Origin of the sequence: Streptomyces cyaneochromogenes, from assembly GCF_003963535.1 — a bacterium.
GTDB lineage: Bacteria > Actinomycetota > Actinomycetes > Streptomycetales > Streptomycetaceae > Streptomyces > Streptomyces shaanxiensis.
In genome coordinates this window covers 6,191,268-6,209,281 of sequence record NZ_CP034539.1, presented here as the reverse complement: position 1 = coordinate 6,209,281, position 18,014 = coordinate 6,191,268, and the positions used below count along the sequence as shown (strand labels likewise).

At 73.1% G+C, this 18,014-nt stretch carries 11 protein-coding genes; 2 read left to right on the top strand and 9 right to left on the bottom strand.

Translation table 11 applies throughout. The annotated features are described in order from the left end of the window. Positions 1 to 75 precede the first annotated feature (75 nt). Both purH and purN read right to left on the bottom strand, forming a co-directional pair. Positions 76 to 1,641, bottom strand: a complete 1,566-nt coding sequence (gene purH, locus EJ357_RS28390) for a bifunctional phosphoribosylaminoimidazolecarboxamide formyltransferase/IMP cyclohydrolase (protein ID WP_126394368.1) — start codon at positions 1,639 to 1,641, stop codon at positions 76 to 78. Next, entirely contained in the window at positions 1,638 to 2,276 is a 639-nt protein-coding gene (gene purN, locus EJ357_RS28385) for a phosphoribosylglycinamide formyltransferase (protein ID WP_126394367.1), read from the bottom strand. The genes purH and purN overlap by 4 nt, the downstream gene beginning before the upstream one ends. A 272-nt stretch (positions 2,277 to 2,548) precedes the next feature. Between purN and EJ357_RS28380 the strand changes: the two genes are divergently transcribed. Next, positions 2,549 to 3,355, top strand: a complete 807-nt coding sequence (locus EJ357_RS28380; protein ID WP_126394366.1) for a hypothetical protein — start codon at positions 2,549 to 2,551, stop codon at positions 3,353 to 3,355. A gap of 107 nt (positions 3,356 to 3,462) precedes the next feature. Here the strand turns inward: EJ357_RS28380 and EJ357_RS49560 are convergent, their stop codons facing one another. Beyond that, positions 3,463 to 5,622 carry a cell division protein PerM gene (locus EJ357_RS49560; RefSeq protein ID WP_228472627.1) on the bottom strand — a complete coding sequence of 720 codons (2,160 nt, stop codon included), beginning with the start codon at positions 5,620 to 5,622 and terminating at the stop codon, positions 3,463 to 3,465. A gap of 96 nt (positions 5,623 to 5,718) precedes the next feature. Between EJ357_RS49560 and EJ357_RS28370 the strand changes: the two genes are divergently transcribed. After that, positions 5,719 to 6,786, top strand: coding sequence for a helix-turn-helix domain-containing protein (locus EJ357_RS28370; protein WP_126394365.1), 1,068 nt, complete (start codon positions 5,719 to 5,721; stop codon positions 6,784 to 6,786). Positions 6,787 to 6,875: 89 nt separating this feature from the next. On the opposite strand, the gene sucD is transcribed toward EJ357_RS28370, so the two are convergent. From sucD to EJ357_RS28335, 6 genes are all read right to left on the bottom strand, one after another. Then, entirely contained in the window at positions 6,876 to 7,760 is an 885-nt protein-coding gene (gene sucD, locus EJ357_RS28365; protein WP_126394364.1) for a succinate--CoA ligase subunit alpha, read from the bottom strand. Positions 7,761 to 7,782: 22 nt separating this feature from the next. Next, positions 7,783 to 8,961: an ADP-forming succinate--CoA ligase subunit beta gene (sucC, locus tag EJ357_RS28360; protein ID WP_126394363.1), complete on the bottom strand. Its 1,179-nt coding sequence runs from the start codon at positions 8,959 to 8,961 to the stop codon at positions 7,783 to 7,785. 567 nt (positions 8,962 to 9,528) lie between these two features. Beyond that, the gene (locus tag EJ357_RS49555) at positions 9,529 to 11,715 is read right to left on the bottom strand and encodes a hypothetical protein (RefSeq protein ID WP_228472626.1); all 2,187 of its coding nucleotides are present in this window, start codon (positions 11,713 to 11,715) and stop codon (positions 9,529 to 9,531) included. A gap of 292 nt (positions 11,716 to 12,007) precedes the next feature. Beyond that, positions 12,008 to 13,138, bottom strand: a complete 1,131-nt coding sequence (locus tag EJ357_RS48485; protein WP_175647550.1) for a hypothetical protein — start codon at positions 13,136 to 13,138, stop codon at positions 12,008 to 12,010. 249 nt (positions 13,139 to 13,387) lie between these two features. After that, positions 13,388 to 14,536 (bottom strand): VWA domain-containing protein, encoded by a 1,149-nt coding sequence (locus EJ357_RS28340; RefSeq protein WP_126400123.1) that lies wholly within the window; start codon positions 14,534 to 14,536, stop codon positions 13,388 to 13,390. 270 nt (positions 14,537 to 14,806) lie between these two features. Continuing rightward, on the bottom strand, positions 14,807 to 17,818 hold the full coding sequence (locus tag EJ357_RS28335) for a DUF5682 family protein (RefSeq protein WP_228472625.1): 3,012 nt from the start codon (positions 17,816 to 17,818) through the stop codon (positions 14,807 to 14,809). Positions 17,819 to 18,014 lie beyond the last annotated feature (196 nt).

Here is an 18,014-nt window from a genome sequence, read left to right as displayed (position 1 = left end):
CGCCCCTCAGGCATGTCGGCTCAGCGGATCTCAGCAGATCTCAATGGACCTCAATGCAATGGACCTCAATGGATCTCAGTGGAAGAAGTGCCGCGTCCCCGTGAAGTACATCGCCACGCCCGCCTTCTTCGCGGCCTCCACCACCTGCTCGTCACGGACCGAGCCGCCCGGCTGGACGACCGCCTTGACGCCGGCCTCGGTGAGGATCTCCAGGCCGTCGGGGAAGGGGAAGAACGCGTCGGAGGCTGCGTACGAGCCCTGGGCGCGCTCGGCGCCGGCCCGCTCCACCGCCAGCTTCGCGGAGTCGACACGGTTGACCTGACCCATGCCGACGCCGACCGAGGCACCGTCCTTGGCGAGGAGGATGGCGTTGGACTTCACGGCCCGGCAGGCACGCCAGGCGAAGGCCAGCTCGGCGAGTTCGGCGGCGGTGAGCGCCTCACCCGTCGCCAGGGTCCAGTTGGCCGGGTCGTCGCCGTCGGCCTGGAGGCGGTCGGTGATCTGGAGGAGGGCGCCGCCGTCGATGGGCTTGACCTCGACCGGGTTGCCCGGGCCCTCGGGGCAGCGCAGCACGCGGATGTTCTTCTTCTTGGCGAGGGCCTCCAGCGCGCCGTCCTCGTAGTCGGGCGCGACGATGACCTCGGTGAAGATCTCGGCGACCTGCTCGGCCATCTCCTTCGACACCGGACGGTTGACGGCGATCACCCCGCCGAACGCCGACAGCGGGTCACAGGCGTGGGCCTTGCGGTGCGCCTCGGCGACGTCCGCGCCGACCGCGATGCCGCACGGGTTGGCGTGCTTGATGATCGCGACGGCCGGCTCGGCGTGGTCGTACGCGGCACGGCGGGCGGCGTCCGTGTCCGTGTAGTTGTTGTACGACATCTCCTTGCCGTGCAGCTGCTCGGCCTGCGCGAGGCCCGCGCCGCTGCCGTCGACGTAGAGGGCGGCCGGCTGGTGCGGGTTCTCGCCGTACCGGAGCGTGTTCTCGCGCTCCCAGGTGGCGCCGAGGAAGTCGGGGAACCGAGAGTCGTCGATGGGGGCGTAGGAGGAGGCGAACCACGAAGCCACCGCCACGTCGTACGCCGCCGTGTGCTGGAATGCCTCGGCCGCGAGCCGCTTACGGGTGGTGAGGTCGAAGCCGCCGTCGCGGACGGCCGCGAGGACATCGGCGTAACGGGCGGGGCTGGTGACGACCGCCACGGACGGGTGGTTCTTGGCGGCCGCGCGCACCATCGACGGGCCGCCGATGTCGATCTGCTCGACGCACTCGTCGGGGGACGCCCCGGACGCGACGGTCTCGCGGAACGGGTAGAGGTTGACCACGACGAGATCGAACGGCTCGACGCCGAGCTCGGCGAGCTGCCGCTGGTGGTCCTCGAGCCGCAGGTCGGCGAGGATGCCCGCGTGCACGCGCGGGTGCAGGGTCTTGACGCGGCCGTCCAGGCACTCGGGGAAGCCGGTGAGCTCCTCGACCTTGGTGACGGGGACGCCGGCCGCGGCGATACGGCCGGCCGTGGAGCCGGTCGACACCAGCTCGACGCCGGCCTCGTGCAGCCCGCGCGCGAGGTCCTCCAGGCCCGTCTTGTCGTAGACGCTGACGAGCGCCCGTCGAATGGCCCGCTTGTTGCTCTCGGCGGTCACTGGATAACTACCTTTCGTCCCTCAATCCGATAGCCGTTGCGGGCGAGCCGCCCCACGACCTCGACGAGCAGCCTTCGCTCGACTTCCTTGATGCGCTCGTGCAGAGCGCTCTCGTCGTCCTCGTCCCGGACCTCCACCACGCCCTGAGCGATGATCGGTCCGGTGTCGACGCCGTCGTCGACGAAGTGGACGGTGCAGCCGGTGACCCGTGCGCCGTACGCGAGGGCGTCGCGGACGCCGTGGGCGCCGGGAAAACTGGGGAGCAGGGCCGGGTGGGTGTTCACGAACCGCCCGCCGTAGCGGGCGAGGAACTCCTTGCCGACGATCTTCATGAACCCGGCGGAGACGACGAGGTCAGGATCGTGGGCGGTGACGGCCTCCGTGAGCGCCGCGTCCCACTCCTCCCGGCTGCCGTAGTCCTTGACTCTGCACACGAAGGTCGGCAGCCCGGCGCGCTCGGCCCGCGCCAGCCCCTCGATGTTCTCGCGGTCGGCGCCGACGGCCACGATCTCGGCCCCGTACGCCTCGCGGCCGACGGCGGCGATCTCGTCGAGGAGCGCCTGCAGATTGGTGCCGGATCCGGAGACCAGAACGACGAGGCGCTTGGCACGCTCGGCCACGGGCTTGGCGGCCACGGTGGGGCCCTTTCTCGGGGGTGCGTTCTACGTACGGCCGATGCTTTGTATATTCGTACGAGTGCATCGCGCCCCGGGATACGGGGAAGTCTACGAAGCAGCCGACCGTCAGCAACGATACCGGCACACCGGGCAGCCCCCACGGGACGGGTGCGTGGCCGGAAGGTAGCGTCTGGGGGAGCTGGACCGGGAACGCGGTTGTGGTGCGGTGCGTTCACGAAGCGACAGCTCATGTCGGATCAGTCGTTCACCAAGGGGAAGACGCTCACTTGATGTCGGACCGCAGCCTGCGACTCCTCACACTCCCTCGGCAGTCCGCGCAGGGAGGGAAGCGTGGCGCCGTCCTGCTGCGAGAGCGGCCCACCTCGCCTCCCGACGCGCCCTCGGACAAGAAGTCCGGCGACGAACAGCGCAACGGCGCCCAGGACGACAACCCCTTCGCGCCGCCGCCGGAGGGCACGCCGGACCGCCCGTGGCGGCCGCGCCGCTCCTCGGGCGAGGACGGCTCGCGGGGATCGGGCGAGGACGGCTCGCGGGGATCGGGCGAGGAGAACTCGCCATGGGGCAACCAGTGGAGCGACCGCCAGCCGGGCCGCTCCCACGACGGCTTCGGCGACCGGCCCCGCGGCGGCCAGGACGGCCCCGGCCCCGGCGGCGGTGGCCCCGGCGCCAGCATGCGCTGGGACCCCACCGACCCGACCCAGCGCCGAGCGCGGTACGCGCTGCTCTCCGGCATGTGGGCCTTCTTCTTCGCCCTGTTCAGCTGGCCGTACGTGGCCCTGCTGCTCGGTGCGCTGGCCCTGTACTGGGGCGTCAGCAGCCTCCGCGCCAAGCCCCGCACCCCCGACCCGGACAACCCGGCCCCCCAGCCCACCGGCCGCCCCCAGACGACGGCCGCGGTGAGCGGGCTGGTCACGGCGTCCCTCGCGATCGCGGTGGTGGCCGCCGGGTTCGCGGCGCAGGTGGTCTACAGCGATTACTACACGTGCACGAGCGACGCGCTGACCAACGAGGCGAAGCAGTCGTGCAACGAGCTGCTGCCCGAGGAGCTGCGCGGGGTTCTGGGGAACACGGACTGAGTCCGAGGAACGCGGGCGCGGACTGAGCCCGAGGAACACTGACTGAGTCCGGGCAACGCGGACTGAGTCGAGGGACGGTGCGGCAGCCCTGGCGGGTGTCGCGGCGGTCACTGCGATGCCGTGCCCTCCGGGGCGTCGGGTGAGTCCGGGGTCTGCGGGGCTTCAGGCGACTCCGGATGCGCTGGGGCTTCAGGCGATCCCGGGTTCGCAGAGGCGTCCGGGGGTGCTGCCGAGTCCCTGGGAGTGTCCGCCGGATCCGACGCCTCCTTCATCGCCGCCCAGCGTGCCGCACGCGCGGCGTCGTCGTGCCAGGGCCCTGGCGAGGGCGACGGCTCCGGTGGTAGGGCGTCGGACAGGAAGCCGTCCGGCTCGAAGGTGGTGTCGTGGTCGTACTCCACGTACGGGACACCCCGGTCGTGAATCCGGTCGTGAATCCCGCGTGAGGAGTCCCTTCGGTCCGCCGCGGACCGAGCCCTCTGGTCGGTGCCCTGCTGCGGAACGGCTTGGTCCTCCGTGAACGCCGTGAACATCACCTCCTGGTCGTAGACCGAGTGCCCCGCCCCCGATTTCGGGGCCGAGCCCGCACCCGACTCCGCACCCCGCGAGAACCACCCGCCGACCAGAGGAAGCCGCTCCCGCCACCGGCGCCCGCCGGCACCGGGTCCCGCCCCACCCGGGCCGCCCGCACCGGAACCACCCGCACCCGAGCCGCTCGCCTCCGACGCCTCCACCCGAGGCCTCGCGATCCGCCCCGCCTGCGTCCCGCTCATGTGACCGGCCGCCACGCTCCGCCCCGCCAGGCACCGCCACGCCCGCACCAGCACAGCGACGGGAACCGCCACCACCAGGACCCACCCCAGCGTCGCCCCACCCACCTGCCACCACACGGGCCCGAACCGCGCGAGCGCCCCGACCCCCAGCGGGCCGCCCGACAGCGCGGCCAGCGCAGCGAACACGACCCCGCAGACCACGGCGGCCTGCGCGGCGACCCCGGCGGTCCGCGCGGTCGACCAGACCACGGCAGACAGTTGTCCGGGGGCGGACCCGACCGTCGAAGACGCCGGCCCGCCCCTGGAGCGGCCGTCCTCGAAGGTTCGGCCCCCTTCGGACATGCCTGCGCCCCCGGTCCGCACCCCTTCGGCCGCTCGCCCACCCCGAGTCCGAACCCCCGGCTCCGTAGCGGCCTCACCGTCCTCGTACCGGCCCTCCGTCCACACCGCCAGCCTCCCCACGAACCACCCCACCACCACGCCCGCGACCACCGGCACCGCCACCACCCCCCACTGCTCCGACCCGCCCGCCCCGGCCCCCGGCACCGCCTCCAGCAGCGGAAACGCCGGCAGCAGCGGCGCGGGCTCCGACGACACCGGCCCCACCACATGCCCCGCGCCGAGCACGAACCCCGGCCCGAGGGCGTACGACGCCGCCCACACCGCCGCGTTCGGCACGAGCGCCGCGCACAGCAGCAGCACCGCGAACCGTCCCGACCATCCCTCCGTCAGCTGCAGAAAGGACTCCCGCGCCGCGCCGCCGTGCCACACCAGTGAGCCGCCCACCAGCACCGCCCCACCCCCGACGAGCACCGCGGCCCCGGCCCCGGCGGCCCGCGCGGCGACACCGAGCCGGGCGCGTGCCGCCACCCCGGGCACCAGCGGCCGTACCCGCCTCGGCAACGCGAACAGCACACGCTCCACCAGCTCGGGCGGCCGCCCGAGCGCCGTCCACACCCCCACCCCCGCCGCGACCGTCACGACCACCGGCACCCACAGCACGGTCCAGACCCACTCCGGCCGCAGCTCGCCCCCCGCCGCGTACGCCGCGGCGGCCGCGCCGACCCCGAGGTACCCGAGCACGACACCCGCCCACGCCGTACGTCCCGGCACCAGCGGCGTCCCGTCGCCCTCGTCCGCCGCCGCGTCGCGCGCCGCCCGGTGCACCAGCCACACCGGCAGCAGGAACAGCAGCAGGGGTGTGACCCCGACCGGCGCGGGGACGCCGGTGAGTGTGTCGGCGCGGACCAGTTCGGCGCCGTGCGCCAGCAGCCACAGCACGGCGGCGATGCGCAGCGCGCCTCCCGGCCCGCTGTCCGGATACGGCGAACTGACCCACAGCACCATCACCAGCACCGCGAGCCCGCCCAGCCCCAGCCCCGCCGCGACCGCACCGCTCAGCAGGCTGGCGGCCAGCCCGGGTGTTCGGCCGCGCGTGTGCGGGCGCGGGGACGACGGCGTCATTCGGCGAGCGGTCATCTCGATCACGCCCGCCATGCTCCCAACGACACGCGCTTTTCCCGCGTAACAGGCGAACCCCCGAAGTGTCGCTCAATATATGTTTATGTACTTTTTCGTACGAAAGGGTGCCCTGTGACACAGCGATCCGCAGCCTCGCTTCCCCCGCCGGACGAACGCCGACGCCTGCGCGAGGCCGGTTCATTGACGCAGGATCAGGTCGCGGATCGGATGGGCGTCACCCGCGAGACGGTACGCGCGTGGGAGAACGGACGTACGACACCGCGCGGCCAAAGACGAGAGGCGTACGCACAACTGCTCGGCTCCCTCATGGAAGAGACGGCGGCTCAGAAATGGGCGGGAGAGCCCGAGGTGAGGGAACGTCAGCAGCCGCCCCCCGAACGCCCCCTCTCCCCCGCCCAGGCCTTCGACGCGCTCTACGCCTTCTGCGCCCCCGCCCTGGTACGGCAGACGTACCTGCTCACCGGGCGTCGCGAACTAGCCCGCGAATCGGTCGAGCAGGCCTTCCAGCTCGCCTGGCAGCGCTGGCCGGAGGTGGCACGCGACCGGGACCCGGCAGGCTGGGTGCGGGCGACGGCGTACGACTTCGCCCTCTCCCCCTGGCACCGGTTCCGCCCCCGCTACCGGCACCCCGAACCCCCGCCGGCCGACGCGTCCGACCGCGCCCTGCTCGACGTACTCCTCAAACTCCCGCCGCCACAGCGCCGCACCCTTGTCCTGTACGACGGTGTCGGCCTCGACCTGCCGGAAACGGCGGCGGAGTCGGAGGCGAGCACTCCGGCCACCGCGCGGCGCCTGCTCCACGCGCGCGCCACGGTCGCCGACCGCCTCCCGCCCCTGTCCGACCCCGCCGAACTCCACCGCCGCCTGGCCGAACTGGCCTCCGCGGAGCGGTTGCGCGCTGCCAAGCCGGTGACGGTACGCGACGGCAGCGAAGGCCGGGCCCGCTTCTGGACCCGCGCGGCGATCGCGTTCACCGTGGCCCTCATCGGCACGACGGCCCTGACGCTGCGAACAGCCCCGACCCACTACGAGCCACCGGTACCGCCGGGGGCGACGGTGCGCGGGGTGCCCCCTCGGGTGGCGCCGGGGCCGTTGTCGGGGGCGGAGCTGGCGCTGCGGGCGAAGTTGCGGTCACAGATGCAGAGCGGGCCCGAGCGCCTGGCACCACAGCAGCAGTGACCCGGGGAGCGCCGGAAAACGCCGACAGGCCCGCCCCCACGCAGGGAACGGGCCCACCGACGTTCGGCTAGATGCCGTGACTACGGCGTTCAGCCACCCAGGATCTCGCGAGCCAGCTTGGCGGTCTCGGTCGGCGTCTTGCCCACCTTCACGCCCGCGGCCTCCAGGGCCTCCTTCTTCGCCTGGGCGGTGCCGGACGAACCGGAGACGATGGCGCCGGCGTGGCCCATGGTCTTGCCCTCGGGCGCGGTGAAGCCCGCGACGTAGCCGACGACCGGCTTGGTCACGTTCTCCTGGATGTAGGCCGCGGCCCGCTCCTCGGCGTCGCCGCCGATCTCACCGATCATGACGATCAGGTCGGTGTCGGGGTCGGCCTCGAAGGCGGCCAGCGCGTCGATGTGCGTGGTGCCGATGACCGGGTCGCCACCGATGCCGACGGCCGACGAGAAGCCGATGTCACGCAGCTCGTACATCATCTGGTACGTCAGCGTGCCGGACTTCGAGACCAGGCCGATGCGGCCCGGCTTGGTGATGTCGCCCGGGATGATGCCGGCGTTCGACTGACCCGGGGTGATGAGACCGGGGCAGTTCGGGCCGATGATCCGGGTCTTGTTGCCCTGCGACACGGCGTACGCGTAGAACGCGGCCGAGTCGTGGACGGCGATGCCCTCGGTGATGACGACCGCGAGCGGGATCTCGGCGTCGATGGCCTCGACGACGGCCGCCTTGGCGAAGGCCGGCGGCACGAAGAGGACGGACACGTTCGCGCCCGTCTTCTCCATGGCCTCGGCCACGGTGCCGAAGACCGGGATCTCGGTGCCGTCGATGTCGACCGACGTGCCCGCCTTGCGGGGGTTCACGCCACCGACGATGTTCGTGCCGTCGGCCAGCATGAGCTTGGTGTGCTTCATGCCCGTGGCACCGGTCATGCCCTGGACGATGACCTTGGAGTCCTTGTTGAGGAAGATAGCCATGGCTGTCTGAGTCCCTCTTCCCTTACTTCGCAGCCGCGAGCTCGGCGGCCTTGTCGGCCGCGCCGTCCATGGTGTCCACGCGCTGCACGAGCGGGTGGTTGGCGTCGGAGAGGATCTGACGACCCAGCTCGGCGTTGTTGCCGTCCAGACGCACGACCAGCGGCTTGGTGACGTCCTCGCCGCGGTCCTCCAGGAGCTTCAGTGCCTGGACGATGCCGTTGGCGACCTCGTCGCAGGCGGTGATGCCGCCGAAGACGTTGACGAACACGGACTTGACGTCCGGGTCGCCGAGGATGATCTCCAGGCCGTTCGCCATGACGGCGGCGGAGGCGCCACCGCCGATGTCGAGGAAGTTGGCGGGCTTGACGCCACCGTGGTTCTCACCGGCGTACGCGACGACGTCCAGGGTGCTCATGACGAGACCCGCGCCGTTGCCGATGATGCCGACCTCACCGTCGAGCTTGACGTAGTTGAGGTTCTTCTCCTTGGCGGCGGCCTCGAGCGGGTTGGCCGCGTCCTTGTCCTGGAGGGCCTCGTGCTCCGGCTGACGGAACTCGGCGTTCTCGTCCAGGGAGACCTTGCCGTCCAGGGCGATGACGTCGCCGGAGGCGACCTTGGCCAGCGGGTTGACCTCGACGAGGAGCGCGTCCTCGGCGATGAAGGTCTTCCACAGGGTGACCAGGACGTTCGCGACCTTGTCGGCGACCTCGGCCGGGAAGTTGGCGGCCTCGACGATCTCGCGCGCCTTCTGCGGGGTCACACCCTCGTTGGCGTCGATCGGCGTCTTGGCGACGGCCTCCGGACGGGTGGCCGCCACCTCCTCGATCTCCATGCCGCCCTCGACGGAGGCGATGGAGAGGAAGGTGCGGTTGGCACGGTCGAGGAGGAAGGAGACGTAGTACTCCTCCAGGATCTCCGGGGCCGTCTCGGCGATCATCACCTTGTGGACCGTGTGGCCCTTGATGTCCATGCCGAGGATGTTGGTGGCGTGCTCCACGGCCTCGTCCGCGGTGGCGGCGAGCTTCACGCCACCAGCCTTGCCACGGCCGCCGACCTTCACCTGGGCCTTGACGACAGACTTGCCACCGAGGCGCTCGGTGGCTGCGCGGGCCGCCTCAGGCGTGTCGATGACTTCACCGGCCAGCACCGGTACATCGTGCTTGGCGAAGAGGTCCCTCGCCTGGTACTCGAACAGGTCCACGCGCTTCCGTCCCTATCAGTGATCTCGCGGTTCGTTGGATGCGTGGGCGTGCCGCGAAGGGCAACGTGACGTCCGCTGTCACAAGGGAGGCGCACACGGTGTCCGAGCGCGCGGCATGTCCGTCTCGCAGGTTATCGCTGGTTGCGGAGGGCCCCTAAATCGAGGGTCACACCTGAGCGGTGATACCTGTCACATGATGCCGCGATCAGCAAAGATCTCTGGCACGGCGTGCCGACTGTGAGGAATCGAGAACCGACAGGACAAGGACCTCACCGGGTTGGGGTTGACCCGGTGAGGTCCCCTGAACGGCCCGAAGGGGCACGAATGGGCCGCCCCTGTGGGCTCTGAGCCGGTGATCCCCACCCCAATGGGGATCGTCCGGCCCTTCCGCGGAACTCCGGTCGAACGGTCCGACGGCTTTCGGCTGTCCGGGTCCGTCTGCTCCGCGGAGTCGGTCGGTCGCCACGGGGCGCGGCCGCGGTCGCGGTCGCGTCCGCCGTGGCGGCAGGTGGTGTGTCGTACAGGGCTCCGCCGGGGGCCGCCGTACGACACACCTGGGGCGGTGCGTCAGATGCGGTACGCGCCGCCGTCGTACGCGCCGCGCTCGCGGAGGTCCTGCGCGTAACCCGGCGTGATCGACTGGGCGACCCCGTACACGCCGCCGACGGCGTTGCCCGCCAGCGGTCCGGCCGAGTCCTGCACCGTGCCGGTCACGTCCCCGGCGAAGGGCGCGGCCTGGCCCGCGACACCGTGGGCGAAGGGGTCGACCTGGCCGACGACACCGCCCGCGAACGGCCGCACATCGCCGGCCACGCCGTACGCCAGCGTCGTGGCGCTGCCGCCGACGCCCTGCGCGACCGGGCCGACGGTGTCCACGACCTGGTCCACGACGGGCCGCACGGCGCCGGAGACGCCGTACGCGAACGGCTGCACCTGCTCGGTGACGCCCTCGGCGAAGGGGACGGCCTGGCCCGCGACACCGTGGGCGAACGGGTCGACCTGGCCGACGACACCGCCCGCGAAGGGCCGCACATCCCCGGTCACGCCGTACGCCAGCGCGCCCGCGTCCCCGACGGCCTGCCCGGCGACCGGCACGACGCCGTGCACGGCGGTGTCGGCGACGGGCGGCAGGACCGTGCCCGCCCCGTCCGCGGCGACCTGGCCGACCAGACCGGTGGCGTACGGGGGTACGTCCGCGGCGACACCCTGCACGACCGGCTGTACGTCGGAGACGGCACCGTAGGCGAGGGGCCGGACGTCGGCGACGGTGCCGTACGCGAGGTGCTGTACGTCGCCGACCGCGCCGTGGGCCACCGGCGGCACGTCCTGGACGACCCCGCCGGCGACCGGCTGGACCCCCTGGACGGCACCGGCGACGACCGGCTGCACGCCCGCGACGGCCTGGCCGGCCACGGGCTGGACGTCGGCGACCACGCCGTACGCCAGCGCGGTCGCGGCGTCGACCGTGTGCCCGGCGGTCCGGGCGACCCCGGCCACCGCGCCCTGGGCGACCGGCACGACGCCGTCCACCGCCTGGCCGACGACCGGCCGCACGCCGGTCACCGCGCCGCCCGCCACCGACTGGACGCTGTCCACCGCGGTGGTGGCGACCGGGGTCACCCCGGCCACGGTGTGGGTGGCGGCGGGTGCGACGCCGGCGACGGCGTGCTGGGCGGCCGGGACGACTCCGTCGACGGCGCGCCCCGCGACGGGCAGCACGCCGTGCACGGCCTCGGTGGCGAGCGGCGGGACGACCGCGTCGCCGGTCTGCTCGACGACCGGGGTGACCGTGCCGGGGACGGTGCTGACCGTGCCGACGACCCGCTGCTCGACGCCGCCGACCGTGCCGGTGACATGGCTCGGGACGGCCGAGACGGAGGTCTCGGCGGCCGCCTGGACCGCGGTGGCCCGGCCGGTGGCGGTGGCCGTCGCGTCCGCCGCCGTGGCCGTCGCCTCGCCCTTGACGTGGGTGACGGCGGCCCGGGCGACGTCCTGCGCGCCCGCTCCGGTGCGGCCCGCGCCCGCGACGGCGTACTGCGCCTTCGTCCGTACGACGCCCTCGACGCCCTGCACCTGCGCACGGGCCGCCGTCTGAGTGCCCTGCAGCCTCGTCTGCGTGGCGGCGAGCGCCTGCTCCAGCTCGGGGGCGAAGGCGGCGAGGGGGCCGAAGAGGTAGTCGATGGTGCCGGGGGTGCCCGGGGTGTCGGGGAGCCGCGGGGTGTCGTGAGGTGCGTTGCCGATACCGGCGACGCCGGCGGAGGCACCGGCCTCGACCTGGGCGGCGGCCTGCACGGCCTGGTTCGCGCGGGCGGCCTTGGCGCCCTGGATGGCGTGGGCCGCGCCCTTCGCCTTGGCGGCCGTGGTGGCGGTGGCGGCCTTGCCGGCGGACGGGACCGCGACCTTGGCGTCGACATAACGGCGGGCCTGGTCGGCGGCGCTCGCGGGCGTCGTCCTGGCCGTGTCGGCCGTGTCGGTGACCGTGCCGGTGGCGCCGTCGGTGACGCCGGAGACGGTGTCCGTCACGTCGGAGACGACGCCGTTGACGGTGTCGGTGACACCTCCGAGCAGGCCGGTGGCGTCGGCGCTGTCGGCCACGTCCGTCGCGTCGGTCGCGTCGGTCGCGTCGGTGGTGGTGTCCGGTACGGAGAGAGTGGAGGCGGGCAGCTCGTCCGCGCTGGCGACGGTCGAGCCGAGCGCCCAGGCGCCGGTGACACCGGCGGCTATGACGATCGAACGGCGAATGTTCTTGTTCATGCGTGCGTCGGATCCCTAGATCTTGGGCTCCGAAGGCCCCCTAGGAACGGAGTTCGGGAAGGAACTCCGAGGCTTCGGGACTTCGGACGGTTTGGGGACATTCCGGCGCCGGTCGCGGTCGCGGTCCGGGAGTTGGGACCAGCGGGACCGGGTACGGCTCCGGCGGCTTCCGTCCGGGGGATGTCAGTGGGATGTCAGGGGGACATCCGGGAACTGGGGGTCCGGACGGTCGGGCAGACCTGTTTCCGCCCCCGCGCGGCAGGTCTTTGGCGGGGAAGGTCGGCCTGCCGTCCTACGCGGGGGAAACCGGTATGTCCCCGTGCCTGTCCTGGATCTCGTCCACGTCGGCGCGGGCGGCGGCGCCGGGCATCAGCCGCAGCGGCGCCCGCTGGCTCAGCGAGACGGCGTGCGCGTCCCCGTGCCGAGGCGTGCTGTTGTCGCCCGCCGAACGGCTGCCGCCCACACCACCCGGGTGATCGACCGGCGCCTGCTGCGCGGGAGCCCCGACGGAGGGCGCGGCACGGTGCGCGCCGGTGGGCGCCGGGATGCCGGGCGCTGCGGCGTCGGCTGCGTATCGCGGACCGTAGGCGGCGGGTGCGACGTCGCCGGTACGGCCCTCGCCGCCGCTCGCGTCACCGGAGGCGGGCGCCGCCCGTCCCGGCTGCGGCGTCGGGGTGAAGTGCGCGGGCAGGGTCTGGGCGGGGACGCCGGGGAGGCTCGGGAGGGTGGGGAAGCTGGGCAGGCCGGGCACTTCGAACCCCGGCCAACTCGGCCAGGTCGGCGACTCCGGCACGGTCGGCAGGGAGGGCAGGGCGGGCAGAGTGGGCAACGCCGACAGCGGCGGCGCCTCCGCCAGGCCCTCGGTCACCGCCTCGGCCACCTCGACGACGGGCTTGACGACCGGCTTGACGACGCGATCGCCCACGCCGGGGAGGAGGCCGTGGGTCACCGGGCGGAGAACCTGGCCGTCCGTGGCGTCGGGGGCGGGGGCGTGGTCGGCGTCGTCGGTATCGGTGTCGGTATCGGTGCCGGTGTCGGTGTCGGTGTCGGTGTCGGTGGGGCGGGGGGCTGCCGGGGCCGGGGTCTTGGGAGCCGGGGCGTTGGGAGCCGGGGGGTGCGGAGATTCCGGCGGGGCCGGGACCGGGGCGGTCTCCTCGTCCTTCGGCGCCGAGGGCAAGGAGCCGACGGAGGCGACGGGCGCCGAGACCGAAGACGCCGGTGGCACCGATGGCGCCGAAACCGACGGCGTGGACGCTGTGCCGGAACCCACCGGCACCCCGTCCGCCGCATACGCCCGCTCCCCGCAGAGGAACCCGAGCGCGAACAGACCGCCCACCACCAACGCCACCCGCAGCGCACGCCGCCCGGCCGCCGTGCGCAGGACGCGCAGAGCGGCAACGGGCAAAGCTGCTGACCAGGTCAAGACGGGGTGGGTCCTCCCGTGCGGCGGAACAAGTACACGTGGTGGGCGTCGAGTCGGCGCGACACGGTGCGCGCGGTGTGCTGCGGTGCGGGCAAGCGGGGCGCGGTGCACCGCTGAAGAGGCGCGTCGATCCTCGCACGCCCCTCCCGAGGTCGCGCAAGCCCCCCGCTACCGATGGGTACTCATGTCCGTTTTGCTGGCCCAAGTCGGTCGTCACCAGGTCGACAAATCGCTGGCAGATCCTCGCCCTTATGCGTCGTCCGGCACCGGAATGGGCCGCTTCTCTATGGCCGCGGCCATCACGTCCGGGAACAGGTCGGGCGTACAGGCGAAGGCCGGTGCGCCCAACGCGGCGAGCGCGGCCGCGTGTTCCCGGTCGTACGCCGGGGCCCCCTCGTCCGACAGCGCCAGCAGCGCCACGAACTGCACCCCGGACGCCTTCATCGCGGCGACCCGCTTGAGCATCTCGTTGCGTATGCCGCCCTCGTACAGGTCGCTGATCAGCACGACCACCGTCTCCGCGGGCCGGGTGATCTGCGACTGGCAGTACGCGAGCGCCCGGTTGATGTCCGTGCCGCCGCCGAGCTGGGTGCCGAAGAGGACGTCGACCGGATCGTCGAGCTGGTCGGTGAGGTCGACGACGGACGTGTCGAAGACGACCAGCCGCGTACTGATGGACCGCATCGACGCCAGCACGGCCCCGAACACCGACGCGTACACCACCGAGGCCGCCATCGACCCCGACTGGTCGATGCAGAGGATGACCTCCTTCTTCACGGACTGCGACGCCCGCCCGTACCCGATGAGCCGCTCCGGCACGACCGTCCCGTACTCCGGGAGGTAGTGCTTGAGGTTGGCCGCGATCGTGCGGTTCCAGTCGATGTCGTGGTGGCGCGGCCGATTGATCCGGGCGCTGCGGTCCAGGGCGCCGGTGAGAGTGGCCCGGGTGCGGGTGGCGAGCCGCTTCTCCAGGTCCTCGACGACCTTGCGCACGACGGCGCGTGCCGTCTCCTTGGTCGTCTCCGGCATCGCCCGGTTGAGCGAGAGCAGCGTGCCGACGAGGTGCACATCGGCCTCCACCGCCTCCAGCATCTCCGGCTCCAGCAGCAGCGTGGACAGTCCGAGCCGGTCGATCGCGTCCCGCTGCATGACCTGGACGACGGACGACGGGAAGTACGTCCGGATGTCCCCGAGCCACCGCGCCACGGACGGCGCCGACGCCCCGAGCCCCGCCGAACGGTCTCTTCCCGACTGCCCCTTGTCCCCCTTGCCGTAGAGAGCTGCCAGCGCCCCGTCCATCGCGGCGTCCTTCCCGGAGAGCGCGTACCCGGTGCCGTCCGCGTCGTCCCCGCCCAGCACCATCCGCCACCGCCGAAGCCGCTCCGGCGCCGGGTCCATCGCCTCGTCCGCCGCGTCCGTCGCGTTCGCTGCGTTCGCTGCGTTCGCTGCGTTCGCTGCGTTCGCTGCGTTCGCAGTGTTCGTCGTGTTCGCTGTGTACGTCATCGGCACGCTCCCTTGCGAGGCCGCTCCCACAACGGGATCACCGGCACGGTCGTCGTCGTGGGCCGGCCCGGCGCCGACACCCCCTGCGGTTGCCCGACGGCGCCCACCGCCACTCCCCGCGCTCTCGGCCCTCTCACACCCTCTGCGGTCATGCCGTCGCCCCCGTCATCCCGTCGTCTTCACAAGATCGTTGTCGCGGCCGGCCCGCCCGTTGTCGTCGAGGCCGCTCTCGATGTCCGAGCCCAGTCGCTCAAGCCCCAGCAGCAACCGCACCACCGGCACCACGGCACCCGCCCGCTCGGCGTCGAGCTCGGCGGCGAAGCCGGGTATTCCGGGGCCGCCGACCCCCGCGCTCCCCCGCTGCCCCGGCCCACGCCGGACCAACTCGCCAAGCGTCCGCCGCACTCCCGACTCATACGCCGAGAAGGTGCGCCTCAGCAGCGGCAGCACATCCGTGAACGCGTCCGCCGACACCCCCGTCAGCCACGCGTCGACCAACCCGAGCAGCCGCTCGTCGTGCACGAGCAGCATCCCGCCACCGGATCCCCCACCGACGAACCCCTCGATCCACGCGGCCGCGTCGGCCGGCGGCGTCCCCGGCGACAACGCGAGCCCCATCAGCCGCGCCGCCTCGTCCTGCACCAACTCCCCGTCGTCCAGCAGCAACCGCACGCCCCGCCCCCGAATGACACCGGGCACGGTGTCCCGCAGGGACAGCACCCGGAGCACCCTGTGCCACCGCTTGCGCAGATCCCCGTGGCCGAGGGCGCGCGGCGGATTGCCGGGGGCGGAGCGGGCGCCGTCCCGCCCCGATACGGAAGCCGAGTCATCGGTATCCCGCCCCGATGCGGAAACCAAGTCCTCGGTATCCCGCCCCGATCCGGACACCGAGACCTCGGCGTCCCGCCCCGACCCGGATCCCGGCCCCCCGACATCCCACCCCGATCCGGATGCCTCCGAGCCCGGGGCGCCCTCCCCCGAACCCACCGCGTCACCCAGCAGCCCCACCGCTCCGTGCACCGCGTCCACATGCCGCCGCATCTCCTCGGCCGCGTCCGTGTCCAGGGCGGCACAGGCCGGGGGCAGCCCGACGAAGATGCGCTCGGCGAGACCCGCGGCGACCTCCGCCAGCGCGCCGGTGTCGGTGCCCCGAACGTCCCCGTACCGCAGGGAGCGGACCAGAGCGGGCATGGCCTGGGCGAGATGGCCGACGTCTGTGTCCAGGGCGGCCCGGTCGGCGAGGATCCGCATCACCACGGGCAGGGCGTCCGGCAGTTCGGCCAGCAGGCAGCGCTCGGCGAGCGCGGTGACGTCGGCGAGTCCCTGCGCAGCGACGGCGTCCGCCTGCGCCTTCGCGGTCGCCGCCGCGAACACGGTGGTCCCCCAGACCCCGGCCTCCGCGACCCGCACGGACAGCTCGGGCTCCCACCGCAGCCGCCACGTCTCCCGGAACGTCCCCGTACTGCCCCGCGACGCGACCGGCTCACCCCACTCCACACCGAGCAGCCGCAGCCGGTGCAGCAGCCTGCTGCGCTCGGCGTCATTCTCCTTGCGCAGGTCGAGCTCCAACTCCCGCTCCAGCGCTTCCGGCTTGAGTCGCAGCCGACGCTGGATCCGGTCGAGGTCCCGCTGCAACGGCACCGCCGGCGCCGACCGCGGCACCTCTCCCAGCACGTCCCCCACGACGAGCCGGTCGTGCACCAGCGCCAACGGCACATCCGAGCCGTCGCACATCACCGCCCGCACCGCATCGGTCGTCTCGCTCAGCCCCGGCAACGGGCGCCCCCGCATCGCCGCGAGCGTCTCGGCCAGCCGTACCGCCTCGATGACGTGCGCCGAGGACACGATCCGGTCCTCGTCCCGCAGCAGCCCGGCCACCTTGGTCATCCACCGCTCGACGGGCCGGTCCGGCGCGCCGAAGAGATGCCCGTACCACCCCGGCGAGTCGATCCCCGCCCCGTACCCGCTGACCCGAGCCAACCGGCGATACGTCCACGGTACCCAGGTCATGTCCGCCTTGACCTTGGGCAACCCCTTCAGCAGGGCCTTGTCGGCGGCCACGGTGCTCTTCTGCCGCAGCGCGGGCACATGCCACGCCCCGCACACCACGGCGACGTCGTCCCCGAACTCCCGCTGCGCTGCCCGAACCTGGAGCCGCATATACGCCTCCCGCACGAGATCCCGCTCATGCCCACCACTCCCGTACGCCTCCCGCAGCGCCCCCATGGCCTCCTCCAGCCCGAAAAACGGCGCGAACGCGTCCCCGTCCCCCACACCCCGGTGCTCGACGACGTCCTCCCACCACCGCTCGGGATCGTCGTAGCCCGCGGCATCGGCGAGCACGGCGAGAGGATCGACCCGGACATCCGCACCGGATCCAGTCCCCTCGTCCGGCGCTCCGCTCCCCTCGGCCCGCTCTCCACCAGGCTCACCGTCCCACTCGCCACCGGCCGCGCCGCCGCGCTCACCGCCGCGCTCTTCCCCTCGCTGCAGGGAGGGCTCTCCACCACCCGCACCGGCCCGCTCTCCGCCAGGCTCGCCAACCCGCTCTCCGCCCGACTGCCGGGCCTGCCCCCCGCCAGGCTCCCCGACCCGCTCGCCCCCAGACGCACCGTCCCGCTCACCGCCCGGCTCTTCACCCCGCTGCCGAGAGAGCTCCCCGCCACACGAACCGGCCCGCTTTCCACCAGGCTCGCCAGTCCGCTGGTCGCCAGGCTCGCCGACCCCCTCCCCGACAGGCGCGCCGCCCCCAACTCCCGCCCTCTCTCCGCCAGGCCCACCGCCCCGCTCGTCGGCGGACACCCGCCCCGCGTCCTTGCCCCACGCCAGCGTGTGCGTGGCCGGCAGGTCGATGAAACGGGCCGGGACCCCGTGCTCCAGGGCCCAGCGGATCGCGACCCACTCCGGGGAGAACTCCGCCAGCGGCCAGAAGGCCGAGCGGCCGGGCTCGTCCACGGCGTGGGCGAGGAGGGCGACCGGCGGCCGCATGGCCTCGTCGGCGGCGAGCGCGATCAGGGCATCCGCCTCGGGCGGTCCCTCGATCAGCACGACCCGCGGCCGGGCCGCATCCAACGCCCCCCGCACGGCCCGCGCCGACCCGGGCCCGTGGTGCCGTACGCCGAGCAGCAGCGGGCCGGCACCCCGACCCTCGCTCCCGGACTTCTCAACGCCAGTCACGCCGTCCCCCTCGATCCCCAACTGTCCGACACCGCCACCGATCACACCGCCCGCCAGGTCTCACCCATCAGGTCCCATCCGCCAGACCTCGCCGTCCACCGGACCCCGCCTGTCAGACCCCGTCCGTCAGGCCCCGCCCGTCAGACCGCGCCTGTCCGCCAGATCCCGCCCACCAGGCCGGTCCTCCGGATCCCAC